Genomic DNA, 19580 nt, shown 5'->3' on the forward strand with positions numbered 1-19580 from the left:
GCGTGCTAGACACGGAAACCTTCAATGCCAGGGGGGATCTTAAGGTTCATTATCGAAAGACGGAACAGGATATAAAGCGGGCTCTTGCACTTTTTTATGAGGGAATGGCTAAGAAAGATTTAGAAATTATGGCTCTGGCCAGCACTATCAGTGCCCGATGCAATCAGGAGATCAACCCTAAGCCCGCTTTTGAAGCCTTTCTTTCCTGGGTGATGGATCAAGGGGGGCTGGGAGTGATCACTGCTCATAGTGGCACTTTGTTAGCAGGAATATTTCCTGGAGATTTTCCATTACGGGAAAGAAATATTATCCTCGGGGAGGCGAAAGATAATTTCCGGCCGGAAATGACGGAATGGGTCGAGACTTGTCAAGGAGGAATAGAAGGGGGAAAGGAAGATGCACGGTGGGAATCTATTAGAAGCTCAGGAGCTATATGGAAGGCGGAGGTTTATTGATTTATCTGCCAACATCAATCCTTTTGGGCCTCCTGAAGGGGTCTGGGAAGCTCTGCATGGAGCTATAAAAGAGATTATCCATTACCCGGACCCCCAATATCGACGGCTCAGGCACAAGCTAGCCCAAAGGTTTGCTCTATCCGAAGAGGAGATAATCTTAGGCAATGGAGCCGGGGAGCTTATATATCTGATTCTTCATAGCTTACGCCCTCAAAAAGTGCTGATACCACAACCGGCTTTTAGTGAATATGAGCGAGCGGCCAGAGCCTGTGGAGCAGAAATATGCACATTGAATATCGGAGTTGGGGGTTGGCGAAATTTTACCTTGCAAAATTCAGCTTCGGGGAATGAAGATTGGGAACATAGAATTAAGGAATGCCGGCTTCTCTTTCTCAATTCGCCTCATAATCCCACCGGCAGCTTTTTGAAGAGAGAGGGTTTTGAGGAGATTCTGAGTTGTGCCAATGAGTATGGGACTTGGGTAGTCCTGGATGAATCATTTGTAGATTTTCTGGATGATGGAAACCGCTGGTCCGGCAGGGAGTATTTAAGGAAGTACCCAAATCTATTGGTTCTGTATTCTTTGACCAAATTTTATGCTATACCGGGACTTCGTTTAGGTGCCGCCTTTGCCGGATCTCAAATAGTTAAGCGCCTTAAGGAACACCAAGATCCCTGGGCAGTTAATGTTTTGGCTGAGGAGGCGGGATTAGCGGCCCTTAATGATCGGGAATTCGGGACACGGGTAAGAAAACTTCTTCATGAGAGCAAAGGGGCTTTTTATGAAGGGTTTGCCGAAGGGATGTTCTCAGAATTACGTTTATACTCCAGTGATGTTAATTTTGCCTTAATCCAAGTATTAGGCGAACAGGGTGACCAAAGCAAGCGGAAAAGAGAAATTATCGAAAAGTTAGGGCGGCAAGGAATCTTGGTTAGGGATTGTAGCAATTTCCGGGGTCTAGAGAGTGGGTATATAAGAGTAGCCATAAAAGATAAAGAAAATATGCAAGCTCTCCTAATGGGACTAAAAGGCCTATAGGCAATTTGAAAGTGGGGCATTTGAGGGTTTCCGGTTTGTCACCTTATTTTGATTTAAAGCATAGAATAGATTAGACAAGCAACCAATGCCTAAACCCCGAAAAGGAGTGAATATTGGATGTCACATGAAAGAATTGGAACAGTAATTGTTAATTCCTTTATTTTAGCCCTGATAGTATTCATTGTTGCCGTCCTTTTATTCGTATAATTTAGCCAAATTAATTTTCCTGAGGCCGTGTAAGGGAACCTTAGGTTCCCTAAGCATGGCTTTTTTATATTTAAGCATAAGCAAGAATTTTTATAAAAAATAAATTCTTTCACAAAACGCTAGACATTAGTTTAGTTTAGACTTATAATAAATATAAACAATGGTGCCGCATATACTTAACTAAGTACATCAAAAAATTAAAAGGTAAGGGGGAAACAAAGTTGAGCGAACTGATCTTATCGAGGCTACAGTTTGCGGTGACAACATCTTATCACTTTTTATTTGTCCCGCTCACGCTAGGGCTGTCGGTCCTAGTTGCCCTCATGGAGACTTGGTACGTGAAAACAGGGGATGAAACCTACAAGAAGATGGCCAAGTTTTGGGGCAAGCTCTTTTTGATTAACTTCGCCATGGGTGTGGTTACGGGTCTGGTTCAAGAATTCCAGTTTGGCATGAACTGGTCTGAGTATTCAAGATTTATGGGGGATATCTTTGGAGCACCATTGGCTATTGAAGCCCTATTAGCATTCTTCATTGAATCGACCTTCTTAGGTGTCTGGATTTTTGGCTGGGATAAATTATCCAAGAAGGCCCATTGTTTAAGCATTTGGCTTGTAGCTATTGCCAGTAATTTATCAGCTTTATGGATTTTGATTGCCAACTCCTTTATGCAAGAGCCTGTTGGCTATGTGCTGCGGAATGGCCGGGCGGAAATGGTGGATTTCCTAGCTGTAGTGACTAATAAACATGTTTTTTACCAATTTCCTCATACGGTGCTAAGTGGATTTACTACGGCAGCCTTCTTTGTTCTTGGTGTCAGTGCTTATCACCTCTTAAAAAAGCAATACGCAGATGTTTTTCTGCGGTCGATGAAATTTGCCTTGGTTTTTGGCATTATAAGTGTTTTCGGTGTCGCCGGCATAGGTCACTCCCAGGGAATGCACCTCGTCGAAGTTCAGCCTATGAAAATGGCGGCAACAGAAGCTCATTGGGAAACAGAGAACCCGGCCGGACTCAATTTATTTGCAATTATTGATAACGAAAATAAGGAAAACAGTTTTGAAATCAAAATACCAAGGATGTTGAGTTTCCTGTCCTATGGGTCTTTCACAGGAGAGGTTAAAGGAATTAACGATTTACAAGCGGAAGCGGTGCAACAACATGGTGAAGGTAATTATATTCCACCGGTGACTTCCCTCTTTTGGTCCTTCCGCATTATGGTGGGAGTAGGCACTTTGTTAGTCCTAGTCATTTTAGCAGGGGCCTTCCTGTATAAGACCAAGCGTCTTGCCAATACCGGTTGGTTCCTAAAGCTTCTGCTCTGGATGATTCCACTTCCCTATATTGCCAATCTAACCGGTTGGTATATGGCTGAAGCGGGAAGACAACCCTGGATCGTCTATGGCTTACAAAAAACTGCTAATGGTCTTTCCACATCGGTGTCGGCAGGGTATATCTGGATTAGTTTGATAGGATTTACTTTGCTTTATGGTGTTTTGGCCATTGTCGATGTATACCTCATAAGCAAATTCGTCAAGCGGGGGCCGGTTGAGACAGAGGACACGGATTCCTCCACTGATGTAACGAAGGGGGCATCATTATGGACTTAAACATTCTATGGTTTATCCTGATTTCCGTTTTATTTATTGGTTTCTTCTTTCTTGAAGGTTTTGATTTCGGAGTAGGGGTTCTTTTGCCGTTCATGGGTAAAAATGATACCGAAAGGCGAATAATTATTAATACTATCGGCCCGGTCTGGGATGGTAATGAAGTTTGGTTGATCACTGCCGGCGGTGCCATCTTCGCAGCTTTTCCCAATTGGTATGCGACCCTTTTCAGCGGTTTCTATCTTGCACTTTTCTTCATCTTGGTGGCCTTAATAATTCGCGGTGTCGCCTTTGAATTCCGTAGCAGTGATCGCTCGCCCAGGTGGCGTTCCTTATGGGATTGGGGCCTCTTTGCCGGTAGTCTCTTAAATGCAATTCTCTGGGGAGTGGCAGTAACTAATATTCTGCGTGGTGTCCCCATCAATGCCGAGATGCAATATGCAGGTACCTTCTTTGATCTACTGTCACCTTACACCCTGATCGGTGGCTTAACTACGCTTTGCTTATTTACTCTTCATGGCGCACTCTATCTGACCTTAAAGACAGAGGAGACAATGGTTGAACGGGCTTGGGGAATAGCCAAAACTGTGGGCTTGATCGCCTTAGTGGTACTGGTTGTTCTAGCTGTAATGACCTATTTGCAAACTGATCTCTTCGCTAGTACCTTGGCAACCATTGGCATCCTGGTTTGTGCGGTGGCGATGATCCTAACAGTATTAATGATCTTTAAGAAAAAGAGCGGTATTGCCTTCATTACCAGCGGTTTAACAATAGCCACTTTAGTGGTTTCTGTGTTTGCCGGTCTTTTCCCACGGGTGATGGTTTCCAGCTTAGATCCTAATTGGAGTTTGACCATCTATAATGCTTCTTCCAGTCCATATACCTTAAAGATCATGACCATTGTAGCCTTGACTCTGGTTCCCATTGTTTTGGCTTATCAGATTTGGACTTACTGGGTCTTCCGCAAACGTATTACAGCTAAAAACATTCATTATTAATTAGCTAAGGTAATAGAACAAATTAATTAACCCCTGAAGATTTAGGATTAAAACTTGTAGTCAAAAACATTAATCTTACTGGCTGAAAAGGACGACTTGAGTTAAACTATAAAATAAAGGATTTTATTAACGATATTAGAATTCGATAAGGGGGTGGGGGCAAGTTTTTACTTGCCCCTTTTAAAATTATGCTTGATAAGCGTTTGCTAAGAGAAGGAAAGGATGTTAAAGGATATCTGCTTGGTAATATAGCCCTTGGGATAGGGCAAGCCTTTTTGGCTATTGCTCAAGCCTATCTCCTTTCACAGGTCATTGCCCAGGTCTTTTTGGCGAATGTTCCTTTGGTAGAAGTTAAAAGCTATCTTCTTTGGCTAATTGGTATTATTTGTGTGCGGGCTATTTGCCAATACTTTAGTGAGATAACGGCCCGTGAAGCAGCCATTCGGGTTAAAGAAAGATTAAGAGAGCGTTTTTTGCAGAAGATCGCCTCTCTTGGCCCCCTATTTGCAAGGGGAGAACGAGCAGGGGAGCTGTTGAATACGGCTGTTGAGGGAATTGAGGCTTTAGAGGATTATTTTGCTCGCTATCTACCCCAACTTGTCCTAGCCCTTTTCGTACCATTATTTACTTTGGCTTTTGTCTTTCCGAAAGACTTTAATTCGGGACTTGTTTTAATCTTAACCGGTCCCCTGATTCCTTTTTTCATGATCCTGATTGGTAAACTCGCTGAGAAAAAATCCTTGCGGCAATGGCAAAGCCTAAGTCGGATGAGCGCTCACTTTTTAGATATGCTGCAAGGCTTAACCACTCTAAAGTTATTTGGCCGGAGTAAGGAACAAGCTGCGGTGATTGGCCGAGTCAGTGAAGCCTTTCGAAAAAATACCATTAGCGTAATGAAAGTAGCTTTTCTATCTGCCTTTGTCTTGGAGTTTATGGCTATGATCAGTACAGCAATTATTGCCGTAAACTTGGGCATCCGCTTAATCAAGGGGACAGTACCTTACGCTGAAGCGCTTTTCATTTTGATTCTGGCACCGGAGTTTTATCAGCCCTTGCGGACCTTGGGCCTATTCTTTCATGCCCGGCTTTCCGGAGCTAATGCCGCCAATCGGATATTTGAAATCATAGAACTAGAGGATGAGTTAAGCGAAGTTCATCCTTCATCAAAAGGTAAAGAAGTCTGCTTAGATAATACCGATGCAGAGAAAGAATTGGCTAACGCAAAGGAAATAAAGCTTGAATTTCAGCAGGTAGAGCTTTCCTATGAGAAGGATGGCGACAGGGCGTTAAAGGATATAGATTTGTTAGTCCGGCCTGGGGAGCGGATCGCTTTGATTGGTCCCAGCGGTGCGGGAAAAAGTTCTGTTCTGCAGCTTATTCTTCGCTTCGCTGAACCGACAAGGGGGCAAATACTGGTTAACGACCATGCTTTGACTGAGGTATCTGCTGAAGTGTGGCGTGAATTGATATCCTATGTCCCGCAAAAACCCTATCTTTTTGCCGGAACCATCCTGGACAATCTTCGCTTTGCCAAACCAAGTGCAACCTTGGACCAGATAGTAGAGGCATCCCGGCAGGCTAAAGTCCATGAGTTTATTGAACAATTCCCTAGGGGCTATCACACAATAATTGGAGAAGGGGGTGCTCGTTTAAGCGGTGGGCAAGCCCAGCGTTTAGCCGTTGCCCGGGCATTCCTTAAAGATTCTCCTTTATTGTTATTGGATGAAGTGACCAGTGGCTTGGACATAGACAACGAGAAGGAAGTGCTGGCGGCACTGGAGCATCTTTGCCAAGCTCGCACCGTAATCTTTACTACCCATCAGATGAGGACCACAATTCAAGCAGATCGGATTATTGTACTGGAGAAGGGGATGATCATAGAACAGGGTTCCCCTCAAGACTTGATGGATGCTGATGGATTATTTACGCGCTTTTGGACAGTAGATAGGGGGTAAGGGGAATGAAAAATCTATGGTGGTTGATTAAAGAGATTGTCCCCTTTTGGCCGAGATTGTGCTTAGCTCTCCTGCTCAGTGCCCTGACCATCTCCAGTCATATCGGTTTAATGTCGGCATCTTCTTATTTGTTGGCGAGAGCGGCACTTCAGCCGGGCATCATGGACCTGATGATTACCATTGTGGGAGTACGCTTCTTTGGCATTTCCCGAGCAGTGTTTCGCTACTTTGAACGTCTGATTTCTCATGATGTAACTTTTCGAGTCCTTAGCCGAATACGGGTTATCGTTTACAACGGGGTTGAGCCCTTAGCCCCTGCCCACCTTAAAGACTTTCGCAATGGTGACTTGCTCAGCCGGATTGTCGGCGATGTAGAGGTTCAGCAGAATTTATTGCTTAGAGTTGTTTTTCCTCCCTTAGTCGCTTTTTTGGTTTTATTCGGCTATGGAGGATTCCTTGCTCGTTTTGATCAAGGCTTTACTTATATTTTAGCGGGATTCTTTCTGGCTGCCGGAGTGATTTTGCCCTACCTTGTCCGGATGTTAAGTCGTGGTATTGGTCAGATGAAGGTGCAAGCTAAAGCTAAAATGCAAACCCACATCTTAGATTCTTTACAGGGAATGCCGGAGATGCTGGCCTTCGGTCAAAAGGCAATGATTTTCCAACGGATTCAGGCGGCTCAAAAAGATTTAAGTGAGTCTGATCGGAAAATGGCTAGGGTAACAGGAATATCCAATGCCCTCATGGGGTTGCTGGCCAATTTAGGTATGCTGGCCGTTTTGGCTCTGGGGATTATGCTGGTGGAGAAAGGGCAACTGAACGGAGTTCTGCTAGGGATGTTGGCATTGGGTGTCTTAAGCAGCTTTGAGGCGGTTGCACCCTTAACCGTTAGCCAACATTATTTTGAAGAAACTCAAGTGGCTGGTCAGCGACTTAAGGACTTAATCGAAAAAGGACAAAAGGTTACTGAAGAAAAAAATAACTATCAGCATGATGCTTACAGTTTTGATGCTGAACACCCTGAGAATAATCATGCTAATAATATGAACGACCCATCTAACTCCTTAAGTCCTATAATCGAGGTAAAGAATGTTTGTTTTCGCTATGAACAAGAAGAACCCTGGGCTTTGGAAGACATATCCTTTGAAGTCCCCAAAGGAAAAAGAATTGGCATAGTCGGACCAAGCGGAGCGGGTAAAAGCAGTGTAGTTAACCTATTGCTGGGTTTTTGGGAACATCAGGCAGGTGTCGTTCGCTTCGGTGGTAAGGACGTAAGTAAAGTAAGTCCTGAATTTATACGGGAACAAGTTGCTGTTGTGACCCAAAAAGCTTATCTTTTTCATGCCACTGTCAGGGAGAATCTATTGCTGGCAAAGCCCGATGCAACTGATGAAGAGCTATTTGAGGCTGCCCGCAGGGCCAAGATCCATGATTTTATTCTAACTCTTCCCCAAGGTTACGACAGTTTGATTGGCGATCAGGGGATGAAACTTTCGGGGGGACAACAGCAGCGTCTAGCTCTTGCCCGTGTCCTATTAAAAAAAGCCCCGATTATAATCTTAGATGAGGCTACTAATGGCCTTGATCCGATTACAGAACAAGAGCTTAGAAAGGAATTATTTACTTTGATGGAGGGGCGAACCTTTATTGTGATTACGCACCATCTGGACTTTATCAAGGACATGGATGAAATAATTGTCCTGAAAAAGGGAAGGATTGTCGAAAATGGAACCCATGATCAGCTAATGCAAAAAAAGGGAACGTATTGGAGTCAAGCAGTAAGATTATTCTAAAAAATAGAATAATTATTTATTGTTAAGAGCAATTATTTATATTAGTATATAATATAGGTAAAAAGGTAGGACAAATCTTACCCAAAATTATTATGAGGAGGAGAAAATGGAACAAACTTTAGGAACGTTATTGCCATTATATTCAGTAATTCCCTTTGTTGGTATGTTGTTATCCATTGCCTTAGGTCCTGTACTTTTTCCGAAATTTTGGCACCATCATTTTGGTAAGGTATCGGCCGGTTGGGCAGCCATCCTAGCCATTCCGTTAGTTGTTGTCTTCGGAAAACAGGGTATCGATGAGTTGCTCCATTTGCTCATAATCGACTATATTCCTTTCATTGTTCTGATTGGATCGCTTTTCACAGTTGGCGGCGGTATTTTAGTTCGCACGTCCTTAAAGGGGACAACCTGGGTTAATGCCGGTTTCTTAACTATTGGTGCGATTATCGCATCCTGGATGGGGACCACCGGGGCGGCAATGCTTTTGATTCGGCCCTTCTTGCGAGTGAACAAGGATCGCAAATATAAAGCCTTTATGGTTGTGTTTTTTATCTTTATGGTAGCTAACGTCGGCGGGGCCCTGACTCCGCTAGGTGACCCACCCCTATTTTTAGGTTTTCTCCATGGGGTACCTTTCTTTTGGACCTTGAATTTAGTTAAACCTATGATTGTAGTTCTGCTTGGACTTCTTCTCTTATATATTGCCTTTGATAAATATTATCTGGCTAAGGAACAGAAAGAAGGTGCGTCTGCTCCTGCCTCTTCCGGAGGAACGGTAGAAGCAGCTGATGGTTCCGGTGCTCCCGGAAAGAAATTGGAAATCCTCGGTGCTCAAAACTTCATTCTGCTAGCGGCTGTTATCGGTGTTATTCTTTTTAGCGGTTATGTAAAAATGGCGGAGATCTCCATCCTAGGAGTGCATATGGGGTGGCAGGATGTTATTCGTAATGTGCTGCTGGCTGCCATCATGGTGATCTCGATGAAAATAACTCCGAAAGCTATCCGCGAAGAAAACGAATATTCTTGGGGCCCGATCTTGGAGATTGTATATCTATTCTTCGGGATATTTGTTACCATGGCCCCGGCTCTGGCAATTTTAAAAGCCGGAGAAGCTGGAGCTCTTTCGTTCATTACTTCAGCAGTAAAAGAGCCTGCTCAATACTTCTGGATTGCCGGAGCGTTATCCAGCGTCCTCGACAACGCTCCCACCTATTTAACCTTCTTCAGTACCGCCTTAGGTCAGTTCTATCCGGGCATGGCCGAAGCACCGGCAGTAGCACAGTTCCTCGTAAACCAACCTATTTATCTGTTAGCTATTTCAGCGGGATCAGTGTTCTTTGGCGCTGTTACCTATATCGGTAATGCCCCTAACTTCATGGTTCGTTCCATTGCCGAGGAATCCGGCGTAAAAATGCCCAGCTTTTTCGGCTATATGTTGTATAGTGTTAGTATTCTGCTTCCCATCTTTGCCTTGGTAACCTGGATTTTCTTCCTCTAAAACGCTAACGGCATTTAGTTGAAAGATCCTGTATATTTTTTGATACCGGAAGCTAAATGTAAGAAGCAAAAACTCCCTTAGGTTAGATTAAACCTACGGGAGTTTTTTATGGGTGCGCCACGTATGGCGTTTAACATGCAGCTCAGGTTGACGCTGCCATAATGGTAGTTATAGGTTATCCCGCCTGTGGTCTTGCATATCATAATATGAAGTCGGGCTACTAATGAAGAATATTTACTAGTAGCCCGAAAACTAAATCCTTTAGGTTCACTATTAAAATAATGGAAATTCCACTTTGTACTTTAAAGAACTCTTAATTATTCATATTGCGCTTTGATGCCTTTTCCTGTTATTACAAGATGTGAATCTAAGTTTCCTGGAATAAAGAATCGCCAGCACTCGTCGTCAGTGGATTTATTTGGGAATACTTCTAAAACATAATTATCTTTAAAAAACACCTTGATTCCACCTACTTGATCGGCGGAAAGGTCCGTAACAAATAGTGGTAAACAACTATTAGACAAATTGATCCAGTCGTCAAACAAATTATTTCCGTGGATATCCCATTCAAAATCATCGTCTTCCCCCTTCCATTCTTTGCTTGGCACGTATAAATCTTTTGAGGCAACTTCAATAATATTATTCTTGATTATGCGCCATGAACATTCTAAATGGATAGCATATTGAAATACTTCTCTTTTATTTCCAAAAAAATCTTTTGCAATTGTTTTTTCACCAAAACAAAACCAAATAACATGAGCAGATCTTCCAACTTTATTTAAAGGTAGCCCAAGTAAAGGTTTTAATTTTTTCTCAATAGTACTTTTCATGCTTATCTCCTCATATAAAGACTTATTACCATCGTCCCGCTTTTATTTCTTTTGCGACTTCCTCTATTTCACGATAACCGTAATTCTGTCCACTAATAATGTCATGAAGCCTTCTGGCTTGCTTATCATTTAATTTATACTTTTTAGTAATACTATCTGTTTGTTCATTTTGCTTTGTATTTTTTCTAGGTGTTCCCTTTTTTTGTTTATCATAATCTTCATTTGATTTTTTTGCATATACCTTATACCCTACATAAACTCCTGTTCCAACGACAGCTCCACCTAGTATCACCCAGCCAACCGGATTCCATAACAATGCTGTACCAGTTCCGTAAGCAGCACCTAGTCCACTTCCTCCTAATGCTAGAGCCCCTGCAATTTTTCCATCCGGGTCCACATTATTCACTGGATCGCCATTCCCATAAGCATAAGCATTCTGGCTCAAGGGATTATCTAAGGTTCCACCATGCGGATCTCTCGATATAAACCTCGCATTATCCGGATCATAATACCGAGCCTGCAGGTAATACAGATTCGTCTCAGCATCATGGACATAGGATGTATATCTGATCGGTTGATCCTTGATTGGAGATGATCCGCCTACCGATACTATACCCCAAGGATCATAACTGTAATCCGCCACTGAATTCCCGCCGGCGTCCACGATTCTTACCACATCCCCGCGGTAGTTGGTAACATAATAATAAGTTGTTCCGGTACTGTCAGTGAGGCTAACCGGTTTGCCATTTGCCCAGGTAAAGGCATAGACTGTGGCGTTGTTGCTGGTGATGCGAATCAGGTTGGCCCCGTCATAATGATAGTTATAGGTTGTGGCTCCTACGGTTTTGGACTTTCTTAAGCCTCGGGATGGTAGGCGTAGCTGGCAATCACATTGCCGCTGTGGTCCTTGATCGCTGTAAGCTGGCCTTGCTGATCCCAGACCTATGCGAATCTTGACATAGGGGGGATTTTCCCTCGATTAGAGCATCTTTTTCCTCTTGTTAGATAACCTATACCTTTGGCCATATTATCATTTCTTCAGTATTATACAACGGTCCAAACTCAATACTTCTTAGTAAATCAAACTCAAACATAAAAGTAGTCCATATTTCTTCGCAAAAAGCTGTATCAAATGTATCATAATCCTCATACTTAATATTTTTAAATCCAGCTTCCTTTAAGCAAGAAATTGTTTCTTGCTTCGAAGTATTTATAAACTTCAATCGAAAATAATTTCTTAAACTCTTCATGGAATTTAACTTTAATTAAGATTTGATTATAATAAAACACAATCCCATTAACTAAGTCTGTTTCAGAAACTTTATTTGGTTTTCCTAATAAAATTAGTACATCCTCTTTAGACATACCAAAAATTAGATTGTCAAGACCAATTCCTATTTTAATATTCATTTATTTTACCCCTCCAATGAGTTTCTCCATTTTTCTTCTTTTGAGCATCTCTTAAAATATTTTTAATTTTATTTTCTACCTTCGTTTTTTCCCTACCAGTTGCATTTTTTAGTTTTTGTTCCAAGTCATTAATCTGCTTCTTGGCCTTTTCGAGGGCCCTCCCTGCATCTCCATGAGGGTCTCCCTTCTCGGCTGAGTTTTTTTGATATAAGCAGTATTTCAATTGATGCTATTGCATAAAGAGCAAATTCTATTCCCGCTGGAATGGCAATAGCAAACTTTCCAACGGGGTCAACGTAATTTACCGGATCATCATTTGCATAGGCATAAGCATTTTGACTTAATGGGTTGTCAAGAGTGCCTAACTCCGGATCTCTCGAAACAAACCTAGCTGTCTCCGGATCATAATACCTAGCCTGCAGATAATACAAGCTCGTCTCACTGGCATAGACATAGCTAGCATAACGAATAGGTTGTCCCACTACAGGGGACTTCTCGGAGCGACTTATACTAGTTTTAACCATCAGGATCAAATACAAGGCTCAGATTGAGGGTAAAGTCTAGAAAAAAGAAAGAGACCTAATCACAAAGATAATCAGATCTCAAAGAAGATTTAGTGAATCCTGATAGCGACACTACAAATGGTTATAACCATCCCAAGATCACTATTCACGTTTAAATGGCTCCACTTTCTTTCCAAATCCTTGTCCAGAGATATTACTCCCGCAAAATGGACAAAAGTACAGATGTCCAAGCCCACGAATATACCATTCGGTTTCGTCAAATTCTTGCGTATAGACAAGAATTTTATGCTTATAGTCAATGGTTTCGTACATATCCTTAAGTCTTTCGCAACAATAATTAATTTTCTTCACCAAAATTCCCACCTTGCTTAGGTTATAGGAAGCCTTAAATTGTTCCACTTAATTGGAATGTAGAACATTGGTATAAAAGTCTTTGGAGAAAAGAATCCGGGATTAGCTTTCTTTAACTTTTCTAATATTTTCAACTCCCTTCCTTTAGGTTCTCCGATTACTTTACCCGAGTGTTCAACAAGCTTGCCAGCACTATTAAATCGTAAATTAAATTTGCCATCTATCCAATGCAAATACTTTTTTAGATCTAATGAATAATCTGTATGCCAACTAGGGAAATTACCCGTTGGATCAACATTGTTTACTGGATCATCATTTGTATAGGCATAAGCATTTTGGCTTAATGGATTGTCAAGAGTGCCTAACTCTGGATCCCTAGAAACAAACCTAGCCGTTTCAGGATCATAATATCTAGCCTGCAGATAATACAAGCTTGTCTCACTGTCATAGACATAGCTGGCATAACGAATGGGTTGGCCGACTACAGTGGAGTTCTCGGACTTGGAAAGCAGTTTACCCCAGGGATCATAGCTATAGCTTGCTACGGCTGTGCCATTTCCATCCATAATCCGTACCAATGTGAGGTAAAGTGGGCCATTTGACCAAGGAGCGAGTTTTACCAATGGTTGCATCATGTCCCACATAAAGGCGATCATGATTATGATAGTTATAGGTTGGATAATTGCTGGCGATATAGGTGTCTTGGGCATTAAAATAATCGATCCATGGATCGATGGTGACAGGATATACTCTTTCCGGAGCAGTGAGATAGTTTTCATCAGCGGTTACTGTTAAGATAAAGCCATCTGTTGTGGGCTGAATTTCCTGAGTTACCTCTTGGGAGATGATGCCTTCCTGTTCTTTATTGGAGTCAAACATATAAGGACGAGGGATGGTAAATAGGAAATTACCACTGGATTTATCCTTGAATTCGATGGAACCGTCTTCTTTTTTCTCGGCGGTAATTCCTTGGGATTTGATAAGGAACGCAAAGGAGTTTTTCCCTTGATAAGAATCGAGGATAATATTTTCCTTGACCTTGGAGCCATCGACAATGTATTCAAACGTAACTCCGGGGTAAAGGTTCTTTAATTTAGCACTATTTCCTTTGAATTCGTTCTTTGATGCTTGGGGATTAACATGGAATTTTGCTTTACCCTTATTTACCGGTGTATTAGCTAAACTAAACTGGATATCCTTTCCGGCTATTGAATAATCGAAGAGATGAGTGGAATCCTTAGCGGACTTAGTTTCTTTGGGAAGCTTGACTTTAAATTTATTGTTCTTGTTGGTTACTGTTTGTTTGTCAGCCGTTTCTTGCAGGGTATTATCGATCTCCAGCCACTCATTCTCTTTAAGATAATGAATTGGTTCGGAATGAACTTCGGCTGTTAAGGTACCATCAGGATTACCATAAACCTTCGTAGTTTCGTTGCGATACCAGGGAAGTTCCACCGGTTGGGGCTGATAGACTGAAGCCTTTTCAGCTGCTTTAACTTCGGATAAAGGAAAACTGGGAACTAATGTGGTAAAGAGAACCGTAAAAATGAGCAGAACACTATTGAGTTTTAACCAACGCATCTTGGGATTTGAGAACACTGCTTTTCCTCCTTAAATTATGCCAGATCTTATGAGTCATGGAGACAGAAGCCGTGAATGAATAATCATTACACCTTTTCACAGTTTCTACACATTTATACGATAAGGGGATTTTGTTTCCTTTTAGATAGCTTTGTAAATTTATGTAAAGGAAGTTTTGATATTCAAAAAAAGCTGTATAATAACGAGATTTTCGTCTCAATTATCATACAGCCCTAATATTCGGTATCTCATAAATGAAAAGAGAGTATGTTTTGCCTACAGTAAACCTTTAAGGTTGGAGAAGGCAACGGGATCTTCTTCAAGAATGGCGTTGATCCGCCAAGTCCCGTTTTCTTTTTTTAATTCCAGTGTTGTGCTATAACGATTCAGGGTTTCAACATTGTGTGTCAAGACCTTTGCTTTAAACTGCACTTTGATTAATCCCGTTTCTTGATTTATTTTTTCTATTTCCATTACTAGGGCGCTGACTACGGAGGATTCAGCATCGGCGGTTTTTGCCGCTGTGAAGCTCTTTTCCAGAGCATCTTTAAAGGTCTCTTGATAATCCTTAGTCAAGAGGGGGAGGAGCTCCTTTCCCTCGGCCAAATAATTATCCACGTTATAAGTGTAATATCTATTGGTAAAATCTAGTGCTAAGGTTTCCATATCTTTACGCTCAGAGGGAGAAAGCTCAATTGTTTGTGAAGCAGCCAGAACAGGTTGACCAGGGGAACCTAATCGGGATGTAGCCGAAAACCCTGGAATCCAATGCGCTAGAAGAAATAAGGTAGCTAAAAGAACGGAAATGACCCAAATACTGCGATTCATTCTCTTCTCACTCCTGTTGTGCGCACGTTGTGCGCTTCATATACTTTGTTAGTTAAATATTCTCCATAAAATCCAAATACCCTTCTGATTATTATAAATGTTTAGAAAAATGTACTAAATTGAAAATAGTGGTAATAAATAATTGGTAAACAAATAAAAAATTATACCGTCATATATGAGAAGGAATTAACGTCTATAATGGCAAAAGAGGTTTAATAAGACAACGGAAGAAGGGATTGGAAAAATGAATAAAAAAATTGGTAAATTGGCAATTCCAGTGGCAATGGCCTTATTGGTGCAAAGCGCATTACCCGCCTCCATTATGGCGGCGGATCTTAGTGCAAAACCCATTAGTGTCCCTATTAATACAGTGGGTGGCCCTGCCACACCCAGCCAAGCTAAAGTAAGTCTGGAAGAGGCAATTAAATTAATTAAGGAGAACTTTACTATTCCCGCGGCATATACGGAATTTACTTCTGGGTACAATAGTTACAACGAAAGGCAAACCTGGTCCTTGAATTGGCGAGCATCAGATGAAGCAGGTGGTAGCTTCAATGCTCAAGTGGATGTAATCACCGGTGAGATTATCCATATGAACTGTTGGAATCCTGCCACATCAGCTTCCCCAAACAGTGTTATTAAATACTCCTATGAAGATGCCAAAAAAATTGCTCAAGGCTTAGTAAATAAGATCTTAAGCGACCGAGTCGGTCAATTGGAATTAATACCGGAAAATACTCAGATTATCCCGGTTGTAGACTATGGGTATACTACCTATTCTGTACAATGGAAACGGGTAGTTAACGGAGTGCCTTTCCCCGGTAATGGGGTTTCAATCCAGGTTAATGCTTATGATGGCACTATTACCGAATATTCTCTTAACTGGAGTAAAGAAAATATTCCCGGTCTTGATGGTGTTATTGGCGAAACCAAGGCCCGGGAGGCTTTTGCGAATAAAAAGCTCCTTGAGCTGCAATATTTCCTTAACCCTATTGTGAGACCCCTCGATAGTGCGACAGCAGATACGAAAAAGAATGCACAACTCATTTATAAGCTAAGCAATGAATCCTATAATGGGATGATCGATGCAAAAACCGGCGAGCCCGTTAAACTTAATCCTGGGGAGTGGCTCAATAATGAGATTGCCCGTGACGCTGCCGGTGGTATGGGTGGCATGGCCAAAAACGAAAGCCAAGTAATAACACCTGAAGAGCAAAAGGAAATCGATAATAACGCAAAACTTGTTTCTCAGGAAAAAGCCATTGAAAGTGTCAAGAAATGGCTGGACATCCCTGAAGCCCTTATCCTACGCAGTGCCAATTTGGGGGTTGATGGGGGCATCACCCAAAAACGTGTATGGTCCTTTGATTGGAGCACGGAGAAGGAACTTGACGGATATAATTATGTTTACGCCCGGGTGGATGCGGTAACCGGTGAAGTTATCGGCTTCCATGCCTACTCTCCTAATCAACAAGGGAAAAATACCGACTCCTTAAATCGTGCGGCTGCAAAAGCTATTGCCGACGACTTCCTAAAGAAAATTCAGCCTAACCGTCTTCAACAAGTTCAATATTTAGAGTATTTGGATTATGGTCAGAAGTATCCTGAGGATCAACCTAGTCATGATTTCCGCTATCAGCGAGTTGTGAATGGTGTCCCTGTTCCGGGTAATGGTTTCTCTGTAACTGTAGATCGCAATACCAAAAAAATTAGCGGCTTTGATATGGACTTCGCCGATCTCAATTTCCCCGGTTTATCCGGAGTTATGAACCAGAAACAAGGTGAAGATGCCTTCTTAAACAAAAGGCCTCTTGAACTCAAATATGTGCAGATCTATAAAAATGGGCAACCAGCCGATATTCGCCTAGTTTATCAGCCCAGGATAGACAATAATTTAACTGTTTCTAATCAAATGGATGCTAAAACCGGTGCGTTTTTGGATTGGCAGGGCAAACCTATCTCAAAACAACCAAGACCCTATTCCTTTACGGATATCTCTGGTAACTTTGCCGAAGAACAGATCAGGCTTCTTGGTCAAGCAGGAGCCTTTGGCGAATATGTTAACGAATTCAGACCCAGCGAAAATATCACTCTGGAGTCCATGCTAAGAGCAATGATCATAGCTAAAAACGGAGTTTGGTCCAATCAAGATCTAACGGACGAGGAGCTTTTGAAAAGAGGCAAGGAACTGGGCTGGCTGAAAGAGAATGAATCTTTAAATGATCAAGTCAGCCGTGAGATGCAAGCTAAGTTAATTATTCGGATGCTTCAACTTGAGAAGATTGCTCAAATGGAGGATCTCTTCCAGGCTCCTTATGAGGATGCCGCTTCCTTTAGTAAAGGTAGCCTTGGCTATATCGCTTTATGCAAGGGCCTCGGTGTCATGAACATTGACGGAAAGCAATTTGAGCCAACTAAAAAGGTCACTCGTGCTGAAGCTGCCTATGCACTGGTAAAGGCATTGATGGCTAATCGCTAAGAACAGTATCGACTTCCATGCCGTATGAGCAGCATTCCTGAAGAACGGAAAAATAGGACCTTACTCGAGGACAGCAAGTAAGGTTTCCTTACAGGTGGAATAAAAAGGAATGCTATTTATGGTTACCAGAGTGACGATTTCTGAATATGCTGTGTCAGAAAAACTATGTGCTTGGGGCATTTATTCGGAAAGGAGTTGCCTTTATGAGTACCCTACCAATGACCGGCGATTTTATTCGGGAATCCCTGGAGCTTCATCTCTTCTGGGCTAGGATTATTAAGGAGCATTTGATCTTTTTGGAAAGTGGCTTTATGTGCAAAGACGTAGAATTGATTCAGGAGGCCGAAGCTCACAAATGTCAATTCGAGGAAATCCTACATGAGGCTAATTGTTTAGCCGATGGCAAAGTTAGTGTTGAAGTAATGCGATCCGGAGAGCTATTTACTAATAAAACTTTAATGGCAGAGCAAAAGACTCAGGAATATACCGGCATCCCGATTAGTTGCCAGCTTACAATCGAAACTATGAGCCTTCACCCCTATATGGGAACGGAAATAATCCCTTGTGAACAGGCAATTGCCGAACAGGTATATGCCCTTAATGAAAGGGCTTTGGCTTGTGCATGCACAGTATACGAATTTACAGAGCGTGTTCTAAGTGAGATCCTCCGTTGCTGTATTACTTCTTGCAACTTCCCGGCTATATATGAGCATCAGTTAAAAGAAACTGACATGTATATGAAGCATATTAAGCGAATTCAAAGCCATCAGCATATGGACCCCACGTATCATATGGTGGAAATGCAGATGTTCTGGGATGAAATTATGAAGGAACATGCAGAAGTTATCAGCCATCTTCTTGACCCTATGGAAAAGCCCATGATTGCTCGGGCCGACCATTTTGCGATGGCTTACCAACAGCTTTTAAATCAATTCGGTGATGGCATGACACCACGCTCCAACTTAAGAAAAATTACCAACGAAACTATTCAAGTGACTGAAGAGTATAAAGAATTTAAGGCAATGAGCACCGATGCTATTTTAGCTTGTCGGCTAAGATCGCTGATTTTTCCTTTGCTGGCGGATCACGTTTTACGGGAAGCGATTCATTATCTGCGAATTCTCGGCATGCCCCTGCCGGAGTTTAAAGGTGGAAAAGGCTAAAATCTTATCACCTTGTTATAGGGTATCCTTGGCAAAAACCGAGGATACCCCTTTATTATTAATGAAATTAATGAAGCTTCGTTACTAAGATTGAGAGGTTAAGGTATAATAAGACTGTTAATTGTACAAGGAAGGGAGACCAAAATACAATGGAAATCAATAAAGACAATCGCCAAATCGGCTTTGTCGGCACCGGTGTTATGGGAAGAAGCATGGTTAAGAATCTTCTGAAAGCCGGATATTCTGTTTCGGTCTATAATCGGACCCAAGCCGGTGCCGAAGAACTCTTTCCATTAGGGGCGAAATGGGTAGATTCAGTTGCCAAGCTTGCTAAGCAGTCGGATGTAGTTATCACGATTGTGGGCTACCCTAAGGATGTAGAAGAAGTATATCTAAGGGAAGATGGATTAGTTGCCAATGCTAAGCCGGGTAGTGTCTTGATCGACATGACCACTTCCAGTCCCCTCTTAGCCAAGAAAATCACCGAAGCGGGAATAGCTAATGGAGTACATACCTTGGATGCTCCTGTCTCCGGGGGAGATGTGGGTGCAAAAAAAGGGACTCTTGTGATTATGGTAGGTGGCGAGGAAAATGTATTTAACTCGGTAAAACCGATTTTTGAGGCTATGGGAAAAAATATCATCTTACAAGGACCGGCCGGTTCAGGACAATATACAAAAATGTCCAACCAAATAACCATTGCCGCAGGTATGGTTGGAGTATGTGAAGCGATTGCCTATGCCCAAAAGGCCGGTCTGGACCCAACCCGGGTTCTGGATAGTATTGCCGGAGGTGCGGCCGGTAGCTGGTCTTTAAGCAATCTTGGTCCGCGGATGATTGCCGGTAATTTTGAACCAGGCTT

19 protein-coding genes are annotated in these 19580 nt (G+C 42.2%); 10 read left to right on the forward strand and 9 right to left on the reverse strand.

Going from position 1 to position 19580, the window contains the following annotated elements:
• The first annotated feature begins 2 nt into the window (after window positions 1–2).
• The 7 genes from AC1U9U_RS01240 to AC1U9U_RS01270 all read left to right on the forward strand — a co-directional run bounded on the left by AC1U9U_RS01240 (window position 3) and on the right by AC1U9U_RS01270 (window position 9552).
• Complete coding sequence (locus tag AC1U9U_RS01240; protein WP_479958724.1) at window positions 3–455, forward strand: hypothetical protein; 453 nt, start codon at window positions 3–5, stop codon at window positions 453–455.
• On the forward strand, window positions 397–1494 hold the full coding sequence (locus AC1U9U_RS01245; protein ID WP_479958725.1) for a pyridoxal phosphate-dependent aminotransferase: 1098 nt from the start codon (window positions 397–399) through the stop codon (window positions 1492–1494). Before AC1U9U_RS01240 ends, AC1U9U_RS01245 begins: the two co-directional genes overlap by 59 nt.
• A 428-nt stretch (window positions 1495–1922) precedes the next feature.
• Window positions 1923–3311: a cytochrome ubiquinol oxidase subunit I gene (locus AC1U9U_RS01250; RefSeq protein ID WP_479958726.1), complete on the forward strand. Its 1389-nt coding sequence runs from the start codon at window positions 1923–1925 to the stop codon at window positions 3309–3311.
• Complete coding sequence (gene cydB, locus AC1U9U_RS01255; RefSeq protein ID WP_479958727.1) at window positions 3302–4306, forward strand: cytochrome d ubiquinol oxidase subunit II; 1005 nt, start codon at window positions 3302–3304, stop codon at window positions 4304–4306. Before AC1U9U_RS01250 ends, cydB begins: the two co-directional genes overlap by 10 nt.
• A 188-nt stretch (window positions 4307–4494) precedes the next feature.
• Entirely contained in the window at window positions 4495–6261 is a 1767-nt protein-coding gene (gene cydD, locus AC1U9U_RS01260; RefSeq protein ID WP_479958728.1) for a thiol reductant ABC exporter subunit CydD, read from the forward strand.
• 5 nt (window positions 6262–6266) lie between these two features.
• Window positions 6267–8054, forward strand: a complete 1788-nt coding sequence (cydC, locus tag AC1U9U_RS01265; RefSeq protein ID WP_479958729.1) for a thiol reductant ABC exporter subunit CydC — start codon at window positions 6267–6269, stop codon at window positions 8052–8054.
• A 106-nt stretch (window positions 8055–8160) separates the two neighbouring features.
• Entirely contained in the window at window positions 8161–9552 is a 1392-nt protein-coding gene (locus AC1U9U_RS01270) for a sodium:proton antiporter (RefSeq protein ID WP_479958730.1), read from the forward strand.
• Window positions 9553–9869: 317 nt separating this feature from the next.
• Here AC1U9U_RS01270 and AC1U9U_RS01275 read toward each other — a convergent pair whose 3' ends face one another.
• The 9 genes from AC1U9U_RS01275 to AC1U9U_RS01315 all read right to left on the reverse strand — a co-directional run bounded on the left by AC1U9U_RS01275 (window position 9870) and on the right by AC1U9U_RS01315 (window position 15076).
• Window positions 9870–10382, reverse strand: a complete 513-nt coding sequence (locus tag AC1U9U_RS01275; protein WP_479958731.1) for a hypothetical protein — start codon at window positions 10380–10382, stop codon at window positions 9870–9872.
• Between the two features lie 25 nt (window positions 10383–10407).
• On the reverse strand, window positions 10408–11334 hold the full coding sequence (locus AC1U9U_RS01280; RefSeq protein ID WP_479958747.1) for an RHS repeat-associated core domain-containing protein: 927 nt from the start codon (window positions 11332–11334) through the stop codon (window positions 10408–10410).
• Between the two features lie 209 nt (window positions 11335–11543).
• Window positions 11544–11792, reverse strand: a complete 249-nt coding sequence (locus tag AC1U9U_RS01285) for a hypothetical protein (protein WP_479958732.1) — start codon at window positions 11790–11792, stop codon at window positions 11544–11546.
• Window positions 11782–12015, reverse strand: a complete 234-nt coding sequence (locus AC1U9U_RS01290; RefSeq protein ID WP_479958748.1) for a hypothetical protein — start codon at window positions 12013–12015, stop codon at window positions 11782–11784. Before AC1U9U_RS01290 ends, AC1U9U_RS01285 begins: the two co-directional genes overlap by 11 nt.
• Window positions 11921–12316, reverse strand: a complete 396-nt coding sequence (locus AC1U9U_RS01295) for an RHS repeat-associated core domain-containing protein (RefSeq protein WP_479958733.1) — start codon at window positions 12314–12316, stop codon at window positions 11921–11923. The genes AC1U9U_RS01290 and AC1U9U_RS01295 overlap by 95 nt, the downstream gene beginning before the upstream one ends.
• Window positions 12317–12457: 141 nt before the next feature.
• Window positions 12458–12667, reverse strand: a complete 210-nt coding sequence (locus tag AC1U9U_RS01300; RefSeq protein WP_479958734.1) for a hypothetical protein — start codon at window positions 12665–12667, stop codon at window positions 12458–12460.
• A 17-nt stretch (window positions 12668–12684) separates the two neighbouring features.
• Complete coding sequence (locus tag AC1U9U_RS01305; RefSeq protein WP_479958735.1) at window positions 12685–13233, reverse strand: RHS repeat-associated core domain-containing protein; 549 nt, start codon at window positions 13231–13233, stop codon at window positions 12685–12687.
• Window positions 13199–14266, reverse strand: coding sequence for a hypothetical protein (locus tag AC1U9U_RS01310; protein ID WP_479958736.1), 1068 nt, complete (start codon window positions 14264–14266; stop codon window positions 13199–13201). Before AC1U9U_RS01310 ends, AC1U9U_RS01305 begins: the two co-directional genes overlap by 35 nt.
• A gap of 258 nt (window positions 14267–14524) precedes the next feature.
• Window positions 14525–15076 (reverse strand): hypothetical protein, encoded by a 552-nt coding sequence (locus AC1U9U_RS01315; RefSeq protein WP_479958737.1) that lies wholly within the window; start codon window positions 15074–15076, stop codon window positions 14525–14527.
• Window positions 15077–15320: 244 nt separating this feature from the next.
• On the opposite strand from AC1U9U_RS01315, the gene AC1U9U_RS01320 reads away from it, so the two are divergent.
• The 3 genes from AC1U9U_RS01320 to AC1U9U_RS01330 all read left to right on the forward strand — a co-directional run.
• Window positions 15321–17555: a YcdB/YcdC domain-containing protein gene (locus AC1U9U_RS01320; protein WP_479958738.1), complete on the forward strand. Its 2235-nt coding sequence runs from the start codon at window positions 15321–15323 to the stop codon at window positions 17553–17555.
• A gap of 203 nt (window positions 17556–17758) precedes the next feature.
• Entirely contained in the window at window positions 17759–18718 is a 960-nt protein-coding gene (locus AC1U9U_RS01325) for a DUF2935 domain-containing protein (protein ID WP_479958739.1), read from the forward strand.
• A gap of 149 nt (window positions 18719–18867) precedes the next feature.
• The coding region (locus AC1U9U_RS01330; RefSeq protein WP_479958740.1) for an NAD(P)-dependent oxidoreductase at window positions 18868–19580 on the forward strand (713 nt) is incomplete at its 3' end.

The organism is Desulfitobacterium sp., assembly GCF_982384815.1.

Excerpts from the sequence above, each read along its gene's own strand:
- AC1U9U_RS01245 (WP_479958725.1), top strand. The coding sequence starts at position 397 with ATGCACGGTGGGAATCTATTAGAAGCTCAGGAGCTATATGGAAGGCGG.
- cydB (WP_479958727.1), top strand. The coding sequence starts at position 3,302 with ATGGACTTAAACATTCTATGGTTTATCCTGATTTCCGTTTTATTTATT.
- cydD (WP_479958728.1), top strand. The coding sequence starts at position 4,495 with ATGCTTGATAAGCGTTTGCTAAGAGAAGGAAAGGATGTTAAAGGATAT.
- cydC (WP_479958729.1), top strand. The coding sequence starts at position 6,267 with ATGAAAAATCTATGGTGGTTGATTAAAGAGATTGTCCCCTTTTGGCCG.
- AC1U9U_RS01270 (WP_479958730.1), top strand. The coding sequence starts at position 8,161 with ATGGAACAAACTTTAGGAACGTTATTGCCATTATATTCAGTAATTCCC.
- AC1U9U_RS01275 (WP_479958731.1), bottom strand. The coding sequence starts at position 10,382 with ATGAAAAGTACTATTGAGAAAAAATTAAAACCTTTACTTGGGCTACCT.
- AC1U9U_RS01285 (WP_479958732.1), bottom strand. The coding sequence starts at position 11,792 with ATGAATATTAAAATAGGAATTGGTCTTGACAATCTAATTTTTGGTATG.
- AC1U9U_RS01295 (WP_479958733.1), bottom strand. The coding sequence starts at position 12,316 with ATGGTTAAAACTAGTATAAGTCGCTCCGAGAAGTCCCCTGTAGTGGGA.
- AC1U9U_RS01305 (WP_479958735.1), bottom strand. The coding sequence starts at position 13,233 with ATGGATGGAAATGGCACAGCCGTAGCAAGCTATAGCTATGATCCCTGG.
- AC1U9U_RS01315 (WP_479958737.1), bottom strand. The coding sequence starts at position 15,076 with ATGAATCGCAGTATTTGGGTCATTTCCGTTCTTTTAGCTACCTTATTT.
- AC1U9U_RS01320 (WP_479958738.1), top strand. The coding sequence starts at position 15,321 with ATGAATAAAAAAATTGGTAAATTGGCAATTCCAGTGGCAATGGCCTTA.
- AC1U9U_RS01325 (WP_479958739.1), top strand. The coding sequence starts at position 17,759 with ATGAGTACCCTACCAATGACCGGCGATTTTATTCGGGAATCCCTGGAG.